18 protein-coding genes are annotated in these 24554 nt (G+C 54.3%); 10 read left to right on the forward strand and 8 right to left on the reverse strand.

Annotated features, from left to right (window positions below):
* Nucleotides 1–144: 144 nt before the first annotated feature.
* The 8 genes from F8N80_RS14385 (at nucleotide 145) to F8N80_RS14420 (ending at nucleotide 10081) form a co-directional block, all read left to right on the forward strand.
* The gene (locus F8N80_RS14385) at nucleotides 145–681 is read left to right on the forward strand and encodes a 2,4'-dihydroxyacetophenone dioxygenase family protein (protein WP_150784089.1); all 537 of its coding nucleotides are present in this window, start codon (nucleotides 145–147) and stop codon (nucleotides 679–681) included.
* 83 nt (nucleotides 682–764) lie between these two features.
* A complete protein-coding gene (locus F8N80_RS14390) occupies nucleotides 765–1691 on the forward strand; it encodes a LysR family transcriptional regulator (RefSeq protein ID WP_150784090.1) in 927 nt (308 codons plus the stop codon).
* A gap of 392 nt (nucleotides 1692–2083) precedes the next feature.
* Nucleotides 2084–3472: an MFS transporter gene (locus F8N80_RS14395; RefSeq protein WP_150784091.1), complete on the forward strand. Its 1389-nt coding sequence runs from the start codon at nucleotides 2084–2086 to the stop codon at nucleotides 3470–3472.
* 65 nt (nucleotides 3473–3537) lie between these two features.
* On the forward strand, nucleotides 3538–4758 hold the full coding sequence (locus F8N80_RS14400) for an alpha/beta fold hydrolase (RefSeq protein WP_150784092.1): 1221 nt from the start codon (nucleotides 3538–3540) through the stop codon (nucleotides 4756–4758).
* A 390-nt stretch (nucleotides 4759–5148) separates the two neighbouring features.
* Nucleotides 5149–6111, forward strand: coding sequence for a 3-hydroxyacyl-CoA dehydrogenase (locus tag F8N80_RS14405; protein ID WP_150784093.1), 963 nt, complete (start codon nucleotides 5149–5151; stop codon nucleotides 6109–6111).
* A gap of 50 nt (nucleotides 6112–6161) precedes the next feature.
* Nucleotides 6162–7088, forward strand: a complete 927-nt coding sequence (locus F8N80_RS14410; protein WP_150784094.1) for a 3-keto-5-aminohexanoate cleavage protein — start codon at nucleotides 6162–6164, stop codon at nucleotides 7086–7088.
* 102 nt (nucleotides 7089–7190) lie between these two features.
* Complete coding sequence (locus F8N80_RS14415; protein WP_150784095.1) at nucleotides 7191–8558, forward strand: MFS transporter; 1368 nt, start codon at nucleotides 7191–7193, stop codon at nucleotides 8556–8558.
* Nucleotides 8555–10081: a UxaA family hydrolase gene (locus tag F8N80_RS14420; protein WP_150784096.1), complete on the forward strand. Its 1527-nt coding sequence runs from the start codon at nucleotides 8555–8557 to the stop codon at nucleotides 10079–10081. The genes F8N80_RS14415 and F8N80_RS14420 overlap by 4 nt, the downstream gene beginning before the upstream one ends.
* A gap of 66 nt (nucleotides 10082–10147) precedes the next feature.
* Here the strand turns inward: F8N80_RS14420 and F8N80_RS14425 are convergent, their stop codons facing one another.
* On the reverse strand, nucleotides 10148–11074 hold the full coding sequence (locus F8N80_RS14425) for a GntR family transcriptional regulator (RefSeq protein WP_224790682.1): 927 nt from the start codon (nucleotides 11072–11074) through the stop codon (nucleotides 10148–10150).
* Nucleotides 11075–11596: 522 nt separating this feature from the next.
* Between F8N80_RS14425 and F8N80_RS14430 the strand changes: the two genes are divergently transcribed.
* Both F8N80_RS14430 and F8N80_RS14435 read left to right on the forward strand, forming a co-directional pair.
* Nucleotides 11597–12166, forward strand: coding sequence for a gamma carbonic anhydrase family protein (locus F8N80_RS14430; RefSeq protein WP_150784097.1), 570 nt, complete (start codon nucleotides 11597–11599; stop codon nucleotides 12164–12166).
* 109 nt (nucleotides 12167–12275) lie between these two features.
* Nucleotides 12276–12464 carry a hypothetical protein gene (locus F8N80_RS14435; protein WP_150784098.1) on the forward strand — a complete coding sequence of 63 codons (189 nt, stop codon included), beginning with the start codon at nucleotides 12276–12278 and terminating at the stop codon, nucleotides 12462–12464.
* Between the two features lie 62 nt (nucleotides 12465–12526).
* Here the strand turns inward: F8N80_RS14435 and F8N80_RS14440 are convergent, their stop codons facing one another.
* The 7 genes from F8N80_RS14440 to cas3 all read right to left on the reverse strand — a co-directional run bounded on the left by F8N80_RS14440 (nucleotide 12527) and on the right by cas3 (nucleotide 24551).
* Complete coding sequence (locus F8N80_RS14440) at nucleotides 12527–13315, reverse strand: SDR family oxidoreductase (RefSeq protein WP_150784099.1); 789 nt, start codon at nucleotides 13313–13315, stop codon at nucleotides 12527–12529.
* Nucleotides 13316–17544: 4229 nt separating this feature from the next.
* On the reverse strand, nucleotides 17545–18255 hold the full coding sequence (gene cas5e / locus F8N80_RS14450) for a type I-E CRISPR-associated protein Cas5/CasD (RefSeq protein ID WP_150784100.1): 711 nt from the start codon (nucleotides 18253–18255) through the stop codon (nucleotides 17545–17547).
* A 7-nt stretch (nucleotides 18256–18262) separates the two neighbouring features.
* Nucleotides 18263–19291, reverse strand: coding sequence for a type I-E CRISPR-associated protein Cas7/Cse4/CasC (cas7e, locus tag F8N80_RS14455; RefSeq protein ID WP_150784101.1), 1029 nt, complete (start codon nucleotides 19289–19291; stop codon nucleotides 18263–18265).
* Nucleotides 19292–19305: 14 nt separating this feature from the next.
* Nucleotides 19306–19950: a type I-E CRISPR-associated protein Cas6/Cse3/CasE gene (gene cas6e / locus F8N80_RS14460; RefSeq protein ID WP_150784102.1), complete on the reverse strand. Its 645-nt coding sequence runs from the start codon at nucleotides 19948–19950 to the stop codon at nucleotides 19306–19308.
* Nucleotides 19947–20498: a type I-E CRISPR-associated protein Cse2/CasB gene (casB, locus tag F8N80_RS14465; protein WP_150784103.1), complete on the reverse strand. Its 552-nt coding sequence runs from the start codon at nucleotides 20496–20498 to the stop codon at nucleotides 19947–19949. The genes cas6e and casB overlap by 4 nt, the downstream gene beginning before the upstream one ends.
* Before the next feature lie 4 nt (nucleotides 20499–20502).
* Nucleotides 20503–21999, reverse strand: a complete 1497-nt coding sequence (gene casA, locus F8N80_RS14470; RefSeq protein ID WP_150784104.1) for a type I-E CRISPR-associated protein Cse1/CasA — start codon at nucleotides 21997–21999, stop codon at nucleotides 20503–20505.
* Between the two features lie 11 nt (nucleotides 22000–22010).
* A complete protein-coding gene (gene cas3 / locus F8N80_RS14475) occupies nucleotides 22011–24551 on the reverse strand; it encodes a CRISPR-associated helicase Cas3' (protein ID WP_224790683.1) in 2541 nt (846 codons plus the stop codon).
* Between the last annotated feature and the right edge of the window lie 3 nt (nucleotides 24552–24554).

Genomic DNA, 24554 nt, shown 5'->3' on the forward strand with positions numbered 1-24554 from the left:
AACGGGATGAGTCTTACGCGCTGTGACGAGTGGTCACAGATGGTGTGAATTTCTGAGTATTCTCCTGTGCGAGAGCATCACCTACTCTCACTCAGCGATTGAAATCCTGGCTCGCTCGCCAGTCACACGTTGAGAGAAATTATAATGAATACGCCCGTTAAACCTGATGAACTTGCCATTCCTTATGCTTTGCCGCAGGTGCCTTTCATGTCTCCAGACATGGTGCATCCAGGCGTTATGACCACTTGGCTCGAAGACGATAATCTCTGGGTGCCTGTCACCAAGTCAGTATCTTTCAAACCACTGCTGCTGAGCGTTAGCGGCGGGTACTACATCAACTTGCTCCGAGTGCGGCAGAGCGGGGTTTTGTCACGTCACCGCCACTCAGGTGCAGTGCATGCGATCGTGTTGAAGGGGCGTTGGTACTACCTCGAACACGACTGGGTTGCTGATGAAGGCTCCTTTGCATTCGAGCCGCCAGGGGAGACTCACACTCTGTTCGTCCCTGAAGATGTCGAAGAAATGATTACCTGGTTCCACGTTCAGGGTGGCTACACTTACGTCGACCCCCAGGGTGTCGCGGTTGGCTATGAAGACGTTTTCACCAAGCTGGAAGCTGCCCGCAGCCATTACAAAGACTTGGGCTTGCCGGACGATTATATCGAGCAGTTCATTCGCTGATTTTGGGTCAAAAAAAACGCGCTCCGGCGCGTTTTTTTGTGTAGATAAACAGGTGGATTCAGTCGCCTAAGGAGCGTACCGAAATGGATCAATACTCTCAAATGCTAGCCTTCATCTGGTCAACAGAGTGCGGAAGTTTTTCTGCTGCCGCCAGGGCGCACGAGATGACTCCGTCGGCCATCAGTAAATTGATAGCGCGGCTAGAGGATCGGCTTCGGGTTCGGCTTTTCCAGAGGGGTTCCCGAGTCCTCACTCTGACGGAGGAGGGGGCAGCTTACCTGCGCAGTGCGAAAGCTGTGGTTGAAGCTATGAGTGAGGCTGACTCTCTGGCAGAAGGGCTTCCTTCAAGGGTCAGTGGCACGCTACGCATCCACACGATGACCTCTTTTGCAAAGCAGCAAATCGTGCCTTGGTTGCCAGAATTCCTCGACACTTATCCCGGTCTTGATGTCGAGATTCAGTTAGGCGCCCAGTTCGTTGACCAGTTCGAGCAAGGGTTGGACATAGCAATTCACAGTGGGATTCTTCCGAGCTCATCCAGAATTGCAAAGAAAATCGGCGAATGTGAATGGTTGTTATGCGCTTCGCCTGATTACCTCGAAAAGTATGGAACACCGCTGCAGCCGAAAGACCTGATGAACCATCGCTGCTTTATCTTCAGTTTCGTCAGCCCCTGGAACAAATGGGCGTTTATCCAGGATGGTCTGGGCGTTACGACCCCTGTGAAACCGAGGGGTTCGTTTACTCAAGGCGAGCTGCTAAGAGACATGGCCAAATCAGGAGCGGGCATAGTCCGCCTTGCAGATTTTCACATTGGAAAAGACATCCAGGAAGGCTCTTTGGTACTCCTGCTCGACGAGTATAAAGCGGAGATCCTGGAGCCGATTTACCTCCTCTACTCAGACCGTAAACATCTGAGCCCTCGCATCAGAGTGTTTATCGAATTTTTCCAGCAAAAATGGATTGATCATCCATGGAAGGTCGTGAGAGGACTACCCGAAGCGCCTTGATAGCCACTCTGGCACCTCCACAAATTTTCATTTTACCCTTGGGCCAACCTGCAACTTTGGCTCCTAGGCTCAGTGAGCCGCTGATCCTACTCGTTGGTAACTTCGCGCCTGCCCTGTGCTCGACAGATCATTCTCAGTTTGAAACCAAGTCCCCCGAAATTTCCTGGACGAGTGCTTCGGTGGGGCTCCTCTCGTTTTGTGCCACTGACCTGTTCCTACCGTTCACAGCAGGTGTGCTCGGCTAGCTATATTCAACCTTAAAATTGACCCATAACCTCTGTCCATGGTGAGCAGTTCGACAAGCGCTGATTCATCTCAGATGCTGGGGTCGCAAGTGTGCAAAACACGAATCCTCAGCCGGAGAATAAAAATAAACACCCGGAGATATCCCCATGGGATTTGCTCAAGACAAAATCGAAGCATTACCTGCGATTAAGTGCGTGCCGAAAGGGGCAGGTGTAGCCTCATGGGGAGCGATGGCTCTTCTATGGCTCGTCTATGCCATGGATGCCAACTCCCGCCAGATGTTTTTCATGGTCTTGCCTTCCATCACCAGCGAATTTAAAACAAGCGCAGAGCTAACCGGATTGCTTGCTGCCTTCATCACGATCGCGACGTCGTTGATAGCAGTGCCTTGCATGATTTGGGCTGATAAAGGTGGCCAAGGATGGATGCGAAAATATCGCCATCTGCCGATCGTAGTCGCCTACACCCTTTTCACCTTTCTGACAGGTCTGAATTTCTTGACCGGATCGCTGGGAGTGCTCGTCGCACTTCAGGTGATGTCTCACGCATTTGGCGGTGCCGGTGAAGCCATCGAAGTTACCTCGTTGTCCGAGTGGTGGTCGAAAGAGCGACGAGGCTTCGCATTGGGCCTTCATCACACTGGATATCCTTGGGGCACATTGATCGGCGGCCTGGCGATCAGTGCACTGCTGAATGCTTATGGCCCAGAAAACTGGCGCTTGGCCTTTCTGATATTTCCGGTGCCGATGATCATCATCTTCTCGATTTACTGGTGGTTCAGTACGAAGAAGCGATACGAGTCATTTGTTGAGCATGCTCAAGCTGTAGGCGAAACGCCACCGGCGTTGGAAGCTGCCCAAGGCGTCGTAGAAGTACCCAAAGGTGCTTTCAAATCGGCGATGAAAAATCCAAACATCAGCACCATCGCATTGATCTCGATGTTTGCGATTGTGGGCTACTTCGGCATCAGCTTCTGGCTGCCTCAGTACCTGGCCTTTGTTGCTCATTACAACTTCGCGGAGGCTGCTGCTTACTCGGTGCTCTTCACCATCACCGGCGGCATCGGCCAGATCGTTTGGGGATGGATTTCAGACCGAGCTGGCCGAAAACTTTGCCTGGTACTTGTTTTCGCGTGGCTTGCGGTGGGCATGTATCTCTTCAAATACTCATCAGTCAGCCTGACCTGGCTGATTGCGATTCAATTGTTTGCTGGGTTCGCAATGAACGCGCCCTACACGTTGCTGTATGCCATCGCGTTCGATTCTGCAAAGCAAGGCACGACTGGCCTTGCAGGCTCAATCGTCAACGTCGGTATTTACGCCGGTGGCTTCGGGCCTTTCGTGATCGGGATGTTCATCGGCGCTGGTGGTGGCTTTGAGCAGGCTGCTGGCTACAACTACGCGCTCTACTTTATCTCCGGCCTCATGGTACTAGCGGCCATCATCACCATTTTCTTCACACGTGAAACTACCGGCTGGTTCCTTAAGTACGATAAGGCGCTGGTCTCGAAGCAATCTTGCAACATGGGTTTGTAACAAACCTGTTGCACCTGCACTTACAAGAAAATCCCGTTGGGGATAGCTGAAGCTAGGAGAAAGTCATGACCCTTATTAATGATGCCAAATGGTTGAGCCAATTCGCCGATGAGTTAAACGGTGATGCTGATTGGACTGCCGCTGCTCGCTATTTCGATGGGCGCATTCAATTCAAGCACAGCACAGGCTTCTCAACGCTTGCGGTTCTCGCCGGTAAAGTCGTTGCGGTCTACCCGGAAGGAAGCCCCTTGGGCGCGGATATCATCGTGTCTGGTTCTGATGATGAGTGGCAACGCGTTCTTGACGGAAAGATCGACTGGTTTGAAGCGTTGTCCCCAGGGTTGGGCAAACTTGAGCTTGAGGGCAACGTGGTTGCCGCATGGCAGTACGTTGATGTGATGGCCCGCTCGTTCGACGCAATGAAACGTGTAGGGAAAACCGATACAACCCCTCCAGTTTCCTATTCTCCCGGGCCGAAACCGTCCGGCAAAGAGACGGTAGGACGGTACATTACCGTGGATGGAATTCGCGTTTACTACGAAGAATCAGGGGAGGGGCGTCCACTCGTTTGCTTCCACGCAGCATCACAAGATTCTCTAATGTACAGGCACGTACTGGACGGTCTCTCAGATGAATTCCGCGTCATTGCGATTGACGCCCCTGGGCACAGCAAATCAGAGCTACCCGAATCAGGCCCATTCCACAGCCTCACTCGCCATGCGGAGTTCAACGAGCGTCTTATGGAGGCCTTGGGACTTGAGAGGCCCGCCATCATGGGATGCTCGATGGGTGGCAATCTGGTGTTGGAATTGGGGGCGCGTCGACCCGATGCGTACAGCGCGATCATTTCAGCTGAAGGGGCAGATTTTACCCCAACGGTTTCGGAGTTCTTCCTCGATATGTTGCTCATGAATGGGCCGGAGATCATCGGTGCCTGGTCTCGTTCGATGACGGGCAATCGCACTCCACCAGATCGCGCGAGGGAGGTGGTGTGGCAGATCTCGCGCACCACGCCGCAGGTGATGAAAGGTGACCTGACAGGCTATGCAAACTTTGATCAGCGGCAACATGTAGGAAAGATCAAAGCCCCTGTTTTGCTTTTGCGGGGTGATGCCGATTGGTTAGTGTTCCAAGAGAAGGTCGAAGAAACAGCCTCTCGCATCCCAGGCAGCAAAGTCGCGGTACTTGCCGGCACTGGACATTATCCCATGACGGAAAACCCTCTGGAGTTCTGTGACACCGTGCGCGCGTTCCTTCAGGAAGCCGGTCACGGTCGCAAAAGCTGAAAGACATGATTGAAAGGCCCGCTTGGAAGGCGGGCTTTCCGGGGTGCATTCAGTCTGCAGGTCGAGGGTCGAAAGAGACCTTCGCCAACCTGGGCGCAAGACTTGGTCTTGCGCCAACCCTTGAGGCTCCTGCTTTTTTTACTTAGCCGCTACCGCTACGCGCGTACTCAGCTCCCGCTGCTTTATTTCACTTAAATCCCTCTCAACTATCACCTCTGCGGCCTCGCATTGCTCGTGAGGCCGATCGTCAGACAGTCGCGAAAATTTCCTTGTGATCTGTGATCACACCGGATAGCATCAATTTCAGAGCGTACATCTGAGCGGCGGCAATATGTAAAACCTCGCTCGAACGATCACTCCTAACCATAAATACAAAAGTTGGAGAACATCATGCGAAGTACAACTACCTCTGCGACTGAGCGTGCCCCCGTTGCAATCGTTGGTGCTGGCCTGATTGGCAGAGCGTGGGCGATCGTTTTTGCTCGCGCAGGGCACCCGGTACGTCTGCACGACATGGATCTGCAGACAATGCAGAACAGCCATACCTACATCGAAGCGAGACTCAATGAGCTCGCAGAATTCGATCTTCTCAATGACGCCCCCCTCACCGTACTTGCGCGCATTACGTGTGTTCCCGACCTGGCAGAAGCGCTACGTGACGTGGTGCTGGTGCAAGAAAACGTTCGGGAAACGGTGGAAGCAAAAATCGACATTTTTAGTCGAATGGATGCGCTGGCTCCCAAGGACGCGATTCTTGCCAGTTCAACCTCATGGCTACCGGCCTCTGAGTTCACCAAGGATCTGCCAGGACGGGGGCGTTGCGTAGTTGCTCACCCAACCAACCCGCCTTACCTGGTTCCGCTGGTAGAACTGTGTCCTGCGCCGTGGACAAACTCCGAGGTCATGGTTCGAGCGCATGAGATCTACACCGCAGCCGGACAGAGCCCTGTCGTCCTGTCGAGGGAGATACACGGCTTCTTGCTCAATCGAGTTCAAGCCGCAGTCCTGAACGAATGCTTCAAATTGCACGAGGACGGTCTGGCCAGCTCGGAGGATATTGATCGGGTGCTGAAAGATGGACTCGCCCTTCGCTGGTCGTTTATGGGCCCGTTCGAAACTATCGATCTCAACGCCCCTGCCGGCGTGTCCGACTATGCCAAACGCTATGGTCAACAAAATCGCGAAACGATCGGTTCCGAAAATGCTTTTGACTGGTCGGAATCAGCCGTAGCCAAAGTGCATGACGAGCGCCGCCAAAAACTTGAGCTCGAAGGAATTGCATTACGTTCCGCCTGGCGCGACCGACGCCTGATGGCTCTCGCTGCTCATAAGCGTCAAGCCCCAAATTCTTGACAGTTCTACTTCATCCTGAACACCAAAATAAAAGTACCCAGGAGATCACCATGGCTCGTAAAGTCATCATTACTTGCGCGGTTACCGGCGCAATTCACACACCTTCCATGTCCCGTTACCTGCCGGTCACGCCAGGCCAAATTGCCGAAGCGGCGATTGGTGCTGCTGAGGCGGGCGCCTCAATTGTTCACCTACATGCTCGTAACCCAATTGACGGCAGCCCCTCTCAGGATCCTGAACTGTTCAAACAGTTCCTTCCTGCTATCAAAGAGGCTAGCGATGTGGTGATCAACCTGACGACAGGTGGTGCACCGACAATGTCTCTTGAGGATCGACTTCGCCCGGCACACCAATTCAAACCGGAAGTGGCCTCACTAAATATGGGCACGATGAACATGGGCCTTTACCCAATGCTCAATCGGTTTAAGGAGTTCAAACACGCCTGGGAGGAACCTTACCTGGCTGGCAGCCATGATCGTATTTTCAAAAACACATTTACCGACATTGCTCATATCCTTGAGTCATGCAGTGAAAACGGTACCCGTTTCGAAATCGAATGCTATGACATTGGGCATCTCTATACCGCTGCACATTTCATTGATCGCGGCCTCATCAAACCCCCATTTTTGATCCAATCGGTTTTCGGCATTCTGGGCGGTATCGGCGGTCACCCTGAGGACGTCCTGCATATGCGGCGCACGGCCGATCGGCTCTTCGGGGATGACTATCAATGGTCGGTTCTTCCAGCAGGCAAGCAACAGATGAGCATTGGCGCTCAATCGGCCACCTTGGGCGGACACGTTCGTGTAGGGCTCGAAGACTCGCTTTGGGACGGGCCGGGTCAATTGGCAAAGAGCAACGCCGATCAAGTCTTGCGCATGCGCAAGATTCTTGAAGGACTTTCTCTTGAAGTTGCGACACCCGATGACGCCAGGAAAATCCTGAAACTCAAAGGTGGCGATAACGTCAACTTCTAAGCGCTGCACTCCCCCTGAAGTTTATCTAGAGGATATTTCGTCAAGCGGCGCTGCACAGCAGCAGCGTCCTGGGACTCTATCCTCATGAGGAGAACCTGAACCATGTTAGCCACGACCCATACAAAAACACAAAAGGGACAGTCGCTGAACGCTTTAATGTTTCGCAAACTAATGCCGATGTTGGTCTTTGCTTACGTCATAAGCTTTCTGGACAGAACTAACATTTCACTTGCCAAAACTCACATGGCAGTCGACTTGGGTATTTCCGCTGCCGCCTACGGGTTTGGCGCAGGGCTCTTCTTCCTCAGCTATGCGCTCATGGAAGTACCCAGCAACCTGATCATGCACCGAGTAGGTGCCCGACTCTGGATCACCAGGATCATGATCACGTGGGGGTTATTGTCTGCCGGTATGGCCTTCATTACCGATGAGACTACGTTTTACATTGCGCGTGCACTACTGGGGGCGGCTGAAGCAGGACTATTTCCAGGTGTAATGCTCTATCTAACCTATTGGTTTGGTCGGGAGCAAAGAGCACGAGCCAGCGGCTATTTCCTCATCGGGGTCTGTCTCGCAAACATCATCAGCGGCCCGGTTGGCGGGTTGTTGTTGCAGATGGATGGAATTCTGGGGTGGCACGGCTGGCAGTGGCTGTTTTTCTTGGAGGGCATTCCAGCTGTTCTATTTTCCGTCGTTATTTGGCGAAAGCTTCCGGACGGCCCATCTACTGCAAGTTGGCTATCAAAGGAACAAGCCATTGAAGTAGAGCAAAGTCTCAAGAAAGAACATGATGAAGAAATCGCTTCCGGCAACGTTGGTCATTCTTTTAAGGGCGTTCTTAAAATCCCTCAAATTTGGCTTGCCATCGCGGTGTACTTTCTACATCAAATTAGTGTGTATTCGGTAATTTTCTTCTTGCCGGGCATCATCGGTACCTACGGAGGGTTGTCATCCTTACAAATAGGGCTGTTAAATTCAATCCCATGGATAGCTGCAGCACTCGGCGCAGCATTCCTTCCAAAATATGCAACAACTCCAAAGTTATCTCGCAAGATCATGTTTGGAGGCCTTCTCCTGATGTCGGCCGGATTGACCCTTGCAGCTTACACCACGCCCTTGATCGCACTCATAGGATTTACTCTCACTGCGTCGATGTTTTTTGTTGTTCAGCCTGTGATATTCCTCTTCGCCAGTTCAAGGCTAGCGGGAGCTGGTATGGCGGCAGGACTTGCGTTAGTAAATACGTTCGGAATTACCGGTGGTTTCTTCGGCCCTTCATTGCTGGGCTTCGTAGAGCAAACGACAGGGAGCACCAAGAATGGACTCATCATTGTCGCAGCGCTTTTGACCGTCGCAGCATTCCTGAGTACCAAGTTACGTCAAGCACAGGAAACGATCACTACAACTCGGGACAACATAGTATTGCCCCAAGCCGCGCCGTGCATTACTGAAAATTCGAGGATGAAATGAATACCATATCCCTGGCACTTAAACTCCACCCCAACGATAACGTTGCGATCGCACGCGCTTCGATCTCTCGAGGAACGGTGGTCACCGAGTTCGGCAATATTGTGGTGCGTACCGATGTACCCGCAGCGCACAAAATTGCCCTTGCGCATGTGAACGCAGGCGAACCTGTTCTGCGTTACGGCCAAATTATTGGCTTTGCTACGCAAACCATCGAGCCAGGTGATTACGTACACACGCACAATCTTGAGATGGCGACGTTCGAGCGGGACTACGCGTTCGGCGAGGATGCCAAAATCGCCTCACCAGCCACCTCTCCCGTCACGTTCCAAGGTTTCGTCCGAGCGGACGGACGGGTTGCTACTCGAAACTACATAGGTGTCGTGAGTACAGTGAACTGCTCTGCTACAGTGACCAAAATGGTGGTTGAGCACTTCTCGCGAAACGGTGTACTAGATGCTTATCCGAACGTGGATGGCGTGGTGCCGATCACCCACAGCTTTGGTTGCTGCATTGAGCACAACGGCGAGGGGGTGAACCAACTGCGGCGAACGCTTGGCGGGTTCATCAAGCACGCCAACTTCGCTGGCGTGGTGGTCATCGGCCTTGGCTGTGAAGCCAATCAGATGGGCGCGCTGTTCATGGCCCAAGGCATCGAGACCGGCAAGCTTATCGCTCCTGTGGTCATCCAGGACGTTGGCGGAACCCGCAATGCAGCTGATGCCGCCATCGCTGCAGTGGAATCAATGCTGCCGGTTGCCAACGAGTGCCGGCGCGAGCCGGTCTCGGCCAAACATCTCACCGTAGCGCTCCAATGCGGCGGTTCGGACGGGTACTCAGGCATCACGGCCAACCCTGCCCTCGGTGTTGCTGTCGATATGCTCGTAGCGCAAGGTGGAACGGCCATCCTGAGCGAAACGCCCGAGATCTACGGCGCTGAACACCTCCTCACTCGCCGTGCGGCAACCCATGAGGTTGGCCAGGGTATCGTCGACCTTATTAAATGGTGGGAAAGCTACGCAGACCGCGAAAAAGGCAGCATCGATAACAACCCCACTCCCGGCAACAAGGCTGGCGGCCTGACGACCATTCTTGAAAAGTCTCTAGGCGCAGTTGCCAAAAGCGGCTCTTCAGCACTCATGGGGGTCTACCGTTACGCCGAGCCAATTACAGCCCGAGGCTTGGTGTTTATGGATGCACCTGGCTACGACCCGATGGGCGCCACAGGACAAATCGCCAGCGGCGCGAACCTCGTTGCATTCACCACCGGACGCGGCTCGTGCTTTGGCGCCAAACCTGCTCCTTCGATCAAGCTTGCGACCAACACCAAAATGTACACCCGGATGAAGGATGACATGGATATCAACTGCGGGGACGTCATGGATGGCGATGCCACCCTTGAAACCAAGGGCAAGGAAATCTTCGATATGCTTATTCGCGTGGCGTCTGGAGAAAAATCTAAAAGCGAAGCGCTGGGCGTTGGCAACGAAGAAACAGTACCTTGGATGATCGGAGCTCAGATGTAAGAAGCGAGCAAAAAAAGAGGCGCCCTGTATACCAGAGCGCCTCGTTTTTATAGCTTGTCGGTAAAGTTAATCAGTTTCGACAGGCTTGATTGCATCGGCCACGATCAGCGCCCCGGTATTCAGGATAAATTCGGCGGCACTTTTAATGTCATTCTGCAGTGACTCGCAAGCAGCAACGGGATCGCGCTTCTTTAAAGCATCAACCATCGCAGCGTGATGACTGGCTTGTACTCGCTGTACCACGCGTTCATTGCCTGATCGCAGATCATAATTGAGGATAGGCCCGATTCTTAACCACAGGGACTCAACGATCTGGAGCAGGATGGGCATTTCCGCCTGATTATAGATTGCGAAATGCAATTCTTTATTCAGTGCGATGAGTCGTGACTCATCGGGAGCGCTTTGTGCAAACTCTTTGCAAAATGCTTCGTGTATATCCTCTATTTCACGCAGCGCCTCTGCGCCAACCAGTTCCGCAGCGCGTGCCGCAGCCTGCCCTTCCAGATTCAACCGAATACTGGTGATTTCGCGGAACTGGCTGACCGTTAGTACAGGAACGCGAATATATCGATTTGCCGCCATTTCAAGCGCCTGCTCAGCGACCAACCTGTGTACCGCTTCGCGGACAGGCATAACGCTAACGCCAAAAGCATCCGCAATGGATCTGAGTGAAAGCTTCTCCCCGGGCATCACACGTCCACTTATCAGCAGATCACGCAGCTGGGAGTAAACGTCCGCACTGAGGGTCTGGTGGATCATTGGCGTTACAAGTGTGGATATGTTCATGGCGAGGATTATAGGCAGATTGAACCGGCTGGCATAGAAAAATAAGACATCTGTGATCACGGTTGTGAAGGGCGATAGAAAATCCGAAACAGGCCGTATTTGGGCATCAGAACACTCACATTGCTTCAGGAGTCCCGAAGCCTTTATGTTTTCGACAGCGAGATCGGTTTGCGTCGTTTTTTCGGGTGGGTGAATACGGAGCAGCATTTAATAGCTTGGTCGGCCTTTCTCCATACCGCCGAAAAGAATCTTGCGCAAAATTATGAACCGTGATCACATATCACAAGGTGCTCGTGCTCAGATTGAAAGCCGACTAGCATCGATCTACATAAAATAAGACTGGAGAACGGTCATGAGCGCACTACGACAACCGGGGAGTCACTTGCGCGGGCCTCGCCCGTTAAGCCCTATCTCCACATTGCTACGAAATTTTCTTCGAAGAATGCGCTCGCTCGACACCTCACTCCGATGCGTAACGTATTTGCACGGTTGCTATCTAGGAGAACTATCCCAATGGTCACCAGGCTGGGTTGTGCACCAGGCAGAGCCCACCCTCAAATGCAGCTGTCTCCCGGCTGTCTATTTGGAGCAGCAAAGGTTCGTGCAGCAGGACATGTCTGGAGCTGAAAAATACCTAGCACCTAAAAACCTCGCAGCTGCTCATAAATCTACCGGCTCCGATATAACGGGTAAGCGATTCATCCACACAGTTGAAAGGAGTGATCAGCAATGAAATACCGCTTGGAAGACCTAAAAGTTGACGCTCACCCAAAGAGTTGGGTGGCACCTACAGCTTCTGTCATAGGTCGGGTGCGCTTGGAGGAAAACTCCAGTGTGTGGTTCGGTGCTGTAATTCGCGGCGATAACGAGTTGATCACGATAGGTCAGGGATCGAATGTCCAGGACGGTGCCATCCTTCATACGGATCCGGGGTTTCCATTGACCTTGGGGAAGGATGTCACCATCGGTCATCAAGCCATGCTTCATGGATGTGAAGTCGGTGATGGCAGCCTGATTGGTATTCAGGCCGTCGTACTCAACGGTGCTCGAATTGGCAGGAACTGCCTGATTGGTGCTAAGGCTCTCGTTACAGAAAAAATGGTTATCCCGGATGGGTCATTAGTGCTGGGCTCCCCTGCCAAGGTGGTTCGCGTACTCAATGAAGAGCAGCAAGCAGGACTACGCGCCAACGCACAGGGGTACGTTGTTAATGCAAGTCGTTTTTTAGCAGATCTTGCAGAAGACGCCAGCGATTCGTTAACGATCGAAGTCCGCAGCCTTCATGGTGCGCGCGGATAAACAACACGGCGCGAAGTGCCAGACATTTTTCAGCTCAAGGATCGGATTGAGCAACAAAACTACGCTTCCCCGAAGTGGCTCTTGACGTGATTATCCATAACGACATCATGTGGCAGTAGGTGGATTTGGTCTTTGTGGAATTCCAGAAGCTCTCATTGCCACCCTAATGTCACGAGTACTGCGTTGTTCCTGGGCTCGGGCACGTACTGGCTTATCGAACTGGTTAATCGGGTGGGATCCGGCGTTGTGGTTCAGTTTGGGTACGAAAGCAATTTGCCATTCCCGATTCACACGCTAAATAAAAAACGGCTCGCCAGCAAGACTGTTGGCGAGCCGTTGTAGATCTATCACGAAACTTGATCAGAGATACTCGACATTGCCGTCGATGCTGATCGCTTGGCCTGTCACATTGTGAGCGGCGGGAGAGCAGAGAAATAAGGCCATTGCTGCCACATCCTCAGGTGGAGTCATCCGGCGTAATGAGATTTTCTTCAACGTTTGTTGGAGCATCTCAGGCTCAGAGATTCCTAATTGCTTGGCGCGATCACTGATAACGCGATCCTGGCGAGGGCCTTCGACGATACCCGGTAGAAGTGCGTTGACCCGAATGTCCTTTTCGCCCAACTCCGCTGCCAATGACTTCATCAGCCCTACAATTGCCCATTTGGTCGCCGCATAAGGGGTTCTCCAAGCGTAACCTAAGCGCCCTGCGACGGATGAGATGTGAATGATGTGAGCATGTTCAGACTCAACCAGCAGGGGGATAGCATGATGAGCGAAGCGGTACTGTGCATTGAGGTTTATGTCTATCGTTTGTTCCCATTCGGCATCGCTGATCGTGTCAATTCCGCCGGTCGGCCCTGCGATGCCTGCATTATTTATCAGTACATCGAGTCCATTCCCCCATTCCTTTTGTATGTCAAAGACGCGCTTAACTTGAGCAGAATCGGAAACATCGGCCTGCGTGGCCAAGGCTTCTGGGTAGCGCTCACGAAATTGTGAGATTGCTCGCTCACTGACATCACATACATGCACTTTCGCCCCGATTTCGAGATAGGCAGCAGCAATTACTTCCCCAATTCCCGCTGCTCCCCCCGATATCAAGACCTTCAATCCGGAGTATGGGGTGAGTCGTTTCACAACGTTCATAGCTATTTACCCTGTCTTATTTTTGTGGGACGTATTCCGCAGTCGACGCATGGTGTGACTAGGAATTCTCGTATAGTGATATGTGATCACAGTTTTTTTGTCAAGACAGGATTCCATCGTGGATGGAGAGGCGGCGTGATCGCACTCTGGGAGGAAAGGGGAGCAACGATCGTTAATCTGGCCTGATGCTGGCACTGCACTGACGCCCCAGTACATGACCAAGTCCACTCATGGTGTGCTTGAATGGCACGTATTGCTCGCTGGTGGAGAATCCTGACCACACTTTTGGGCATTCGCCTACGTGCCTATTGAGGGGATATTCAAGGAAGAAAAGCGCGCAATTGGACATGGCTGGCAAGCCAAAAGCGTCAGCGAATGCCTTGTGATGTGCGGGAGACACTGCGCTGACTGGCTTCTAATCCAATATTTGACTCATTGTGTTTATCGGAATTCCGCCATGGTCGGATAGTCCGTGTAGCCGCGTTCCTCACCTTGGTAGAACGTCGTCGGGTCTGCTTTGTTCAGGGCACTGCCGTGTTTGAATCGCTCGGCCAAATCCGGGTGGCCAGGAACGCGGTGCCAAACGACACCAGATCAGCATCGCCTACTCATCAACCACGGCAACCCGGAAAGCACATACGAACTTCGTGACGCCGTCGAGCTGCGTGCTGCTAGCCAGAGGGAGAATGATCGCCAGATCAAAGAGGTGAGGTTGCCGACACGTCTTGGCAGTCCCGCCTTTTCCGGTCGGCAGAAACACCCCCACGGGCGTGGGGAAGACTTGTTCCTGATCTCCAGCCTCAGCCTGTGTCTGGATACACCCCCACTGGCGTGGGGAAGACAGGGTAAAGCCTCGGGTGATCATGTGCGCTTTGGAAACACCCCCACGGGCGCGGGGAAGACGTGCGGCGGTACTCGGACACGATCTTGCCGATGGAAACAGCCCCACGGGCGTGGGGAAGACTCGATAGGAGTCGCTTCATGAGAAAGTCAGATGGAAACACCCCCATAGACGTGGGGAAGACTCGGCAAAGATTAGTCGTGCAGTAGGTGTGCCGGAAACACCCACACGGGCGTGGGGAAGACATCACCGAAGCCCTGGGCAAGAAGTTCGACGAGGAAACACCCCCACGGCATGGGGAAGACTCTCGGCAGACTTGGCCGATCGTTCCTTTGTCGGAAACACCCCCACGGGTGTGGGGAAGACTGGGGTCATATCAGATCACTACCTTGCAAACTGGAAACACCCCCACGGGCGTGGGGAAGACAGCGGGGTGATCACAGCCCAATAGCAACGCATGGAAACACCCCCACGAGCGTGGGGAAGACACCTCAGCAGTCAGGTTGGTGATGCTTGAACTGGAAACACCCCCACGGGCATGGGGAAGACCGGCCCCAATCCGAACCGTCTTGGCCCCAATTAGAAACACTCCCACGGGCGTGAGGAAGACGGGCAGCTGGGCTATGACCTGCTGCAATTCGAAGAAGCACCACCATGGGCGCGGGGGAAGACGACAGACCCTTAATACGGGTGAGGCTTCCCACAGAAACACCCCCAGGAGCGTGGGGAAAGACTCGCTTATCGCGGCAATGGTAGACGCTTGGTTAGAAACACCTCCACGGGCGTGGGGAAGATCGTCGCACTACGTCGCCCTGCAGCCCAACACCCTCACTGGCGTGGGGAAGACAATCGGTAGCTCAGCAAGGTACTGGTCAACTTAGAAACACCCCCACTGGCGTGGGGAAGACTTGGCGGTACCGACCAAGGGGTTCTGGACGGCGGAAACACCCCCACGGGCGTGGGGAAGACTTCTCGAACCAGTACGAACCTTGACTCTTCTTGGAAACACCCCCACGGGCGTAGGGAAGACGCCAGCATTTCTAGAGGCATCCCGTAGACGATGGAAACACCCCCACGGGCGGGCGTGGGGAAGACCCAGTCGGATCTAGCAAAGCCTGCTGCGTGTAAGAAACACCCCCACGGGCGTGGGGAAGACCGCTTGCCAAGAACGGCAGATTCCTGCTCTTTGGAAACACCCCCACGAGTGTGGGTAAGACGGCTTCACCAATACTTTATCGATGTCGAGTGAGGAAACCCACGGGCGTGGGGAAGACTTCGGCTGGTGCGACAGGGTAGCCGAGGCGTTGGAAACACCCCCACGGGTGTGGGAAGACTCGGCAAAGATCAGTCGTGCAGTAGGTGTGCCGGAAACACCCCCACGGGCGTGGGGAATCGTACCGTCATTGCTGTGCAGGCGGATTCCGTCGGAAACACCCCCACGGACATGGGGAAGTCGTTGACCAGGAAGTAGCCAACCAGACCATGGAGGAAACACCCCCACCGGCGTGGGGAAGAATACACAGCCGACTTGTCATAGAGCGCGGGGTAGGAAACACCCCCACGAGCGTGGGGAAGCCCCCCGACGCCGTCATGCTGTGCAGGTCTTTCTCGGAAACACCCCCATGGGCGTGGGGAAGACCTCATAAACAGGGTGGTGCCTTGGTCGTTCTGGGAAACACCCCCACGGGCGTAGGGAATACATCTGGAACGGCATCGACATCGGCATGTAGTTGGAAACACCCCCATGGGCATGGGGAAGACCAGGCCTGGGGTTCTCTTTTTTTTTAAGCCCTTGGAAACACCCCCACGAGCGCGAGGAAGACTGCCGGCGGTTTAGCATTGAAGGCTGATAGATGGAAACACCTCCACGGGCGTGGGGAAGACGCATCGCCCTGAGTGACATTTTCCGCTGCGATAGAAACACCCCCACGGGCGCGGGGAAGTCGACAGACCCTCAATACGGGTGAGGCTTCCCACAGAAACACCCCCACGGGCGAGGGGAAGACGCGAGCAGGCCGCTTTCGATATCGGCTAAATCAGAAACACCCTCACGGGCGCTGGGAAGACTCCGGCCAGATGCTGCACATCGCCTCAATCGAGGAAACACCCCCACGGGCGTGGGGAAGACTCGGCAAATATCAGTCGTGCAGTAGGTGTGCCGGAAACACCCCACGGGGGTGGGGAAGACTTCAAGACCGCCAGGCGCGTCGGCATGGGTGAGAAAATACCCCCACGGGCGTGGGGAAGACAGTGTCCGATCAGCGCGCCGGCGACACAAGATGGAAACACCCCCACGGGCGTGGGAAGACCCTTTTGCGAGATGGCGCGCGATCTCTGGCGTGGAAACACCTCCACGGGAGTGGGGAAGACGCGCACGAAGGCCTGCACTGCAAGATCGACGAGGAAACACCCCCACGGGCGTGGGGAAAAGACTAGCCATATTCGGCCCAGGCGTCCGGGCGCTTGGAACACCCCCATGGGCGTGGGGAAGATCGTCGCACTACGTCGCCCTGCAGCCCCACGTTAGAAACACCCCCACGGGCGTGGGGAAGACCGGCGCACCACGTCACCCTGCAATCCCACGTTGGAAACACACCCACGAGCGTGGGGAAGACTTGTCCAGTACGCAGGATTTGACCGGCCTGGTGGAAACACCTCCACGTGCATGGGGAAGACTCGACCAGGCTCACCGTCGATACCTCTCCCGTGGGAAACACCCCTTACGATTGAGGGGAAGACCGCTGAGTCTGGTCAATAACCGTGTTTCAGACGGAAACACCTCCACTAGCGTGGGGAAGACCATACTTTTATCGATCTGCCGGATGGACAGTAGGAAACACCCTCACAGGCGTGTGGAAGGCAGGTTGACGGTCGCAGAGTACAGGTTCGACTTGGAAACACCCCCACTAGCGTGGGAAGACGAAGCCATGGGTTACGCCTTCGGGGCCGTCCCGGAAATACCCCCACGGGTCTGGGGAAGATTCGAAGTCAGCGAAGACCATGCCCGCGCCGAAGGAAACACCCCCACGGGCGTGGGGAGGACTTCATATTGCACAGCGGGATAATCGGATCGTCGGAAACACCCCCACGGGCGAGGGGAAGACTGATAGATCTGAAAGGACGCGTCATCGCCGAAGGAAACACCCCCACAGGCGTGGGGAAGATGCTGTGATAGCACTCCCTTGAGAGGTGATCGTAGAAACACCCCCACGGGCGTGGGGAAGACACCAACATATTGTTAAAGAGCCCTTTTTTCAAACACAAAATATGCGAATCAGATCGTTTTAAGTGTCGGAGTTTCCACAATCAATTGCACTTCAGAAATGCTCAGCATTTCGAAACCAGGCGAGTGGCCTTGATGAACAGACGTTGGCTGGCAGCCCTCCCTTTACTCCCAGTTCTGAACGGTAACTCGACGATCTCTGTATTTTTTGTGTTCACCAAACTGCAGGGGCACATCGTTCAGCGTCAGTACCTCTCCTTCGTATTCACCTTGTAGCACTCGCAAGGCAAAGGCGCGGTTCTTGTCGGCTGCGAGCAGCTCCCCCGCTTGCAGCGCTTCTGTCACCACGCCGAACTGGCCTTGGTAAATGAGTTCGGTCGGTACGCAGCTTTTGCGTCCCAAGTAAAGATCCCAGACTGGGCTAACCAGTGCGCTGCTCACTTCATCCGCCAGTGCTGCCGGTGCTTGTAAGGCAACCGCATAGGCAATGTCCTGTAGGTAGTAGCGATAAGTCATTTTAGTGCCACCCCCCACCGCTTTCTTCCCATCGCTAGTTTTTGGAATCAGAAGGCTGGCCCAAGGATCTTGGTCATCGTAGCCACTGCCGACCATGTGGAAGTCGCGCAGCAGCGGTTCGCGCGGCGAGGGCTTGCCCTGCCGGTCTTTTGGTACATAGGCGATCACCTGCATATCTAAGTCAGCCCATGCTTTTAACCAAGTGCTTTCATCGCCACCGGCGCCACGGGCACTGCAGAGCAAACCCAGGACACCAGATTTGGTCGGGAAGTCGAGGCTGTCACGTCTCCCAAATTTGGAGTCATGTCCCCAGGCCTGCAAGGGCGCCTCCAACCAGAGAAGCAGATACGGATTGCTCATAGGCACCTCACTTCACATGGCTTTGCAACGCAGTGATCAGGTCATCGATGCTGAAGTCTTCATCCTCGCCCCAATCGTAGCTGGCCAACTTGCCGAACAACGAGCCGGACAGTTTCTCCTTCTTGTCCAGGTAGGTTTTGAGCGCATCGATACTAGGCTGCAGGAAGCCACCATCCCGAGCCTTGACGGCCGTCTCAAATGGAACCTGCAGGCGCTGGCCCTTGCGTACCATCACGCGAGCGAGCTCCCAGGGACTAGCGCCGGATTGGGTGGTCTGACGCGCATTTGGAATAGCGACGAACAGTGCCTGAGTGAAGGCAGCAATGGCTTTTTTCAAGTCATCCTCACCCATGGACTGAGCCAATTGCCCAAGATCTAGGCTGACGTAGCGATAATAGGTAGCGGAATTAAACTCCAAACTGCCCATATGTGCCGAGCCTGGCTCTGATTGAAGGTCGTCCAATGCAGTGAAAAACTCTACTTCATTGCTCACCTTATGGGTGGAAATGGCATGGGCGAATGAGGCAGCTGCCTCTACATTCATGTCGGCCGCCTTAGCTACCATGCGGCCGAACAGGGCAATGTCGAGCGCGTCCACTGCTGGATTGATTGCTTTTTTGGCAACTTTAGCCAGTTCCTTATCTTTCAGTTTGGACTCGTCAAATTCTTGCAAGCGGGCATATTCGGCAAAAGCTTGGGCTTCGCTCTCACTGATAAATAGCAGAGTATCGTCGACAAGAAGTTCGGCCATTTTTTTACCACACGTCCGAGCTCCTGCCTCATCAGCTCCGGCTGTCAGGCAAGCCTGAGTAAAAAGGTGCTCCACATTTTTAGTTCGTACCGCGAGCTTTATGCCAAAGGTCTGCATGGCCAGCCGTACCTGCCGCTTCCAGCACTGGGAGCTCACCCTAGCTCGAGTTACGCCGCCGACGATGGCGGTTTTCGGAGCGCCCACATCGTCACGGTTCAAACAAGTCACCGGAAAGGACTGCAGGATGTGGTACTCGATACGGGTATTGGTGTAAGTGTTGGTCACGTCGAATATCCTTTTCATGCGAAGGGGTTGTCGAGAAGGGGGACGATCTGCAGCAGGCCGCAGCCAAAGGCACGGCCGCGACCAATGCCTCGTGCAAAGCTGTTGCGGAAGAGGTCGGGGTCGCAAATACTGAGCTGACCTTGCACGTGAGCCTGGGCCAGAGTCACTGGATTTTGCTGTTTGTCGTTAAAGCGCTGCACGTCCACCCGATCCACCTGCAGACTCAGGGCGGAGACCTGGAAGCCCCAGCTCTGCGCGGCACGCTCACAGAACCACTCCCCAATGGCTTCGCGTCCTTTTATGGGCACCAACTTGCGGCTGGCATTGTCACGGCGGGTTGGATTGACGATTACGTTGAAACGATATTGCGTGTGATCAAGAAAGCTGTTTGGGATTGGCTTACTTTGCACTGAGCCGTACTGACCATCGACGCAGTCCGCAGGTGGACGGTCTGCCAGCAATAGAATTCGTCGACCGGAAAAATCGCCACCCTGATCCGCGAATAGGATGCCACTAGCCTGACCAGCACCTTTTTCCTCGGTGCTGCGCACATCCTTATACAGGCTGTAGACAACCCGATGCAGTGAGTAAGGGTCGGTGATCCGTAGAGCCTTGACCGCCTTGCGATCTAAATGCAGCACGCTGGCAATCATGCTCATGCGTCCTTCTCCTTTGCACCCGCTGGCTGACCGTAGAACTCCATTGCCCACTGTGCCTTGACCTGTTGAGCGTTGAACGAGAAACGTCGTAATTGCTTGAGCAGCCGCAGATAGTCGAGCGATTGCCCCGCCTTACTATCAATCAGCGAGAACAAGGGTCGAAGAATCCGGCATAGCTCCGACAGATCATCACAGGCTAGCAAGCGCCGCAGTCGAGCTTTTGCTTGATTACTGTCAGAGCCATTCTCATAGCAAATAGCAATGGCTCTGCCCAGCTTTAGAGCACCGTTGTGCTCGGTTTTCGCCTTGGCAATAGCGGCCGCCACGGTGATAAAAGGCAAGCGTTGCTGTTCGAACTCCAAGTCAATGCCGTAGGCGGCTAATAACTCCCAGCTTTGATACTCGGTGGCTGGGTTGTCTGCCCGCCGTAGGCGTGCGGCCAAGCCCTTGTTCTGTATGCACTGCTGAATTACTCCGCTGACAAAACGCTCGTCTCGATCGAGCTTGGTTTTGTCCGGGATCAGTTCCTGAACTTGTATTGACTCCATCCCATTACGCCTCCTGCTTCAAATATGTGCTGTTGTTCGGACGGCATTTGGCCCAGGCATCGAGCTGGCGTGCAGTCTCCTTGGGGCAAAACCGGTCGTAGGCCTGATGGCAATAATCGGCAAAGCGCTTACGTAATCGCTGACGCTGCAGTAGTCCCTGTTCATCGGGATTGCAGCTGTCGACGAGTTCCTGAAAGTTACGCTCATTGAGTTGCCAGAACAGATGGGTTGCTTGAGCCGCTAACTTGCCGCCATCCACCTTTTGCTCCTTGAAAAAAGCCATCACCCGGCCATACAGCCTCTTGGCCAGTTCATCCAAGGCATCCATTTCAGCCTTTAGCTGGGCAAACCAGAACTCACCCAGCATGTCGCTGCGCAGCCACACCACTGACTCGACGAAATCATCATTGCCGGAAGCATACTGCTCGCCGGCATTACTACTGACACGCAACCCGCCTGACCAGATGGCAAAAGCCGCAGTTGCATCCCGGGCGCGATCCACACAAGCGCGAACTTGCCAGCTTTGAAAACCTTGGCTGCGCCCTTGCTCGAAAAAGCTGAGCAATGCAGTTAATTCACGCCAAGGGCGTTTCTCAGGGTCAGCCCACAGAGCCCTGGGGTCTTTACCTGTGTAATTGACTGCCACCGTAGGGTCAGCAACGCCTTCTTTGTAGCCCGGATGGGCAAGGCCTTCGGAGTAATGAAGGCCGTCATCGGTCAAAAGACAAAAACGGCATAGCGGCACAAGCCGACCTTGTAAGGATTGCTTGTGCGCTTGAGCCACGAGGCAATCCTCGCCAGCGGGCATCTGCTGCCAAGGTGCGGTGCCTAAACCTTGGGGGAATATATTGGCCTGCTCAATCTGCTTGGTGCTCAGTAGATTCAGCCAAAGCGATTGCTGCAGGTTATCGCCAAGCAGGAGGTTATGTAGCAGGCCCATGTGAGCTACTGCTGGCCCGGGTTTGCTGGAGGAGGGCTTGCCCTTGTCATTACGCTTGCCTTGGTAGCCGAGGCTCAGGGTTACGCTGTTATCGGTTTTTTTTCCTGACAGAGCAAAAGCCATCAGGCTCACCAGTAATACCGCTTTTTCCGCATCATCCAGTGCACGCTGTACTTGAGATTGGCTAAGCACGGTGGTGTTACCGGTAGATACTTCTGGCAACACAGCGCCATAGCTTTGCACCGCAGCTGCAGCAATAGCCGGCATCTGTAAAAAAGGCCGCTCGCCATATAGATAAAAACACTCGTACCAGCGATCCACATAGGCAAGGCAGCGCAGGGCCAATCCTTCGGCTCCCAGCGCCCACCACTCCTTTTCATCGGCGGGTGTTTCCGCCGCCTGGGCGATAGCCAGTAGTAGCTTCATTAGGGCGATTTTTTGTACCGGGTTACCGCCTAAGCTCCGATAACCAGTATTCGAGAATACCTGCCGCAGACTGATTCGGCCGACGTCGGAAACTGGTATCCAGGGTTCATCCACCAGATTGAAACGATTTTCCATGGTTTCTATCCTTATTGTTTGATCACTCGGTAACCCAGATCATCGCGATAATCTAATTGGCGTTTCTCATGCGCTCGTGTGCCTTGCACGCTGTGAATACCGCCGAAGTCATCCACCAGCCCCACACGCAAGATGGCCTCGTCGTGTTCCGGGCTGCCTAGATAAAAACAATGTTGCAAGCCAAACTTGCTTAGGGTTTCGATGGGCAGTTTCAGCGGCGCATCTTGCACCCGCACTGAGACGATCTGGCGCATTAGCTTCGCGCTGATCTGGCGCCAGTCGTGCTTGCCCAGTCGGTGGCGTTCCCAAGGCAGATGCACCTGTTCACCGCTGAGGAGGGTCAGAAGGCTGACTTTCTGCTCCGGTACTTGAATCAGTCCGCGCAATAGCAGTACATCGTGGCTTTCCATTTCGCTATAGCGGGTCTGTGCCTTGCTCTCAGGCAGGGTATTGCCCAATTCCGCTAGGGCTATCTTGGCCAATTGCCGCATGGCCTTACGCCCGGTGCGCCAACGTGTGCCGCTGTCCAACTCATGTAACCAAGTGGCCATAGCCCCGTCTTCATTGCGTTGGACATAGGTCTGCTCAACCAGAGAGCGGATTTCCTGCGGCAGGTCGAGGGTTGTCCGCTCCTGCCATACTTCCAGGCTACGGCAGAGCACATAGGGGCTGTAGACAAAGGCGGTATTACCAAATGCTTGCTGCGGTGCCGCGATCGCTTGTCCAATATCTGGCGCCAGCAACCAAGCCTCACAACGTGCATGTTGTACTCGGGGCGTTTCCTTATGCCGCCATAGCCTACCCATGCGTTGTAGTAGCATGTCGCTGGGAGCGAAGCGGCTAATCAGAAAGTCCGCATCGATATCCAGTGACTGCTCTAACACTTGAGTACCGATCAAAATTCGCCCATGCAGTTGGCGTTCCGGCCAGCCAGGCTTGCCAAAAAGGTTGACCCAAAGATCTTCTATGTTCTGCCGATCTCCGACGGTGAAGCGCGAATGTAGCAGTCCGCACGCTAACCCTAACTCGCAGGCCTTGGCGGCCAGATCGAGGTAGCGCTGCTGGGCTTCGATAACGGTGTTTTCGATCCACAATACTTGCTGGCCCTGCAGCGCGCGCTCGATGGCTTCCTCGATGGCGAGCTGATCCTGATCAAGCAATCGGATGGTAATCGATTGGTTGTCGATTGTTGCTACGACCAGCTCGTTGATATCGCCCTGACGGGACACCGCTGTGATCAGCGGGTATGCATCGCTGGACAGTTTGCAACCAAGAAGTTGCTGGCGACGGTCGCGATTAAGCGTCGCGCTGAGAATTATCACGGTGCAATGCAAGCTACGCAGTAGATCAATCAGCGCATCGAGCAAGGTGCCGGTATAAGCATCATAAGTGTGCACCTCGTCGAGAATCACCACCTTGCCTGCCAGACCGAAAGCTCGTACAAAACCATGCTTGACGTTCATCGCGGCCATCAGTGCTTGGTCGATGGTGCCGACTGCAAAAGGGGCCAGCAAACCTCGCTTGGCATGGTTAAACCAGGCGCCGCCAGGGCGGCCTTCTTCCCCCATTTCGGTATCCAACAGCCAAGCATTTCCGTGCAAAAGTAAAGAGCTATGCTGGCAATCCTTTGCAAGAATGCTTTGGAGGAACCTGTTGAAGCGTTCAAAGATTTTTTTTGAGGTGAGCTGGGTCGGCAGAGCGAAATAGATACCACTGGCGTGCCCGCTGTCCAGCATGCGGTAAGCTGCATATAGGGCCGCTTCTGTCTTGCCGAGGCCCATCGGGGCTTCCAAAATATAGACGCCTGGCTCCGTCACCACATCCAAGAGTTGTTGCTGGGCTGGACGGGGAGCAAAATCGAATATCTGTAGGAACGACTGTCCTGGCTGGTACGCCGGTGGACTAAATCCGGCACGATCCAGTGCTCGGGAGATATTGCCCTGCCAAGGAGCGGTGGGATCCTCAAAGTGTTCGCCGGAGCCGATCCAGTCAGCGACGGAGGTCAAACCGGCCAGCAGCCGCGCTTGTGGCACTGAGTTCACTTGCGGCCAATTCGCGCCAAGCAAAGTTTTCAGTTCCGCAACCAAGGCCTCACGCTCTTGCTGCCACAACAGCCCCCCGAAAACATCGTCGCTTGCCCTGCGTCCTGCTACCGGAGGTGAAAAGCCATGGTGCTGACCGAGAATTTCCGGCACGAACTCAGGTGCATGGATTGCTTTAGCGGTGACCTGGCTGACCCCCGCATGTCCACCCCATTGACTTTCTAATGTTGGATTAATACCCGGCTGGGCCGGTAAATTGGTGCAGCCTGGGGTACACGCCTGGCGCAGCTTTTCGACAAAGTACGGACTGACCTTGCCAATATCGTGGAGGGCAGCAACAAGGTGAGCCCCACGGGGAAACAGGGTGCCTTGGAGAGTAATCGGATACCTTGAAATTATTTCCCTGGCGACCTCACCAACGATCTGGCAATGGTCGACAACTGTTCTGCCGAGGACTGTTGCCCCATCAGATTTTTGATGAGTCTTCGCGGGGCACAATCTAAAACTCACAAC

It is taken from the genome of Pseudomonas fluorescens (assembly GCF_902497995.1).
In the GTDB taxonomy this organism is placed as follows: Bacteria; Pseudomonadota; Gammaproteobacteria; order Pseudomonadales; family Pseudomonadaceae; genus Aquipseudomonas; species Aquipseudomonas fluorescens_BK.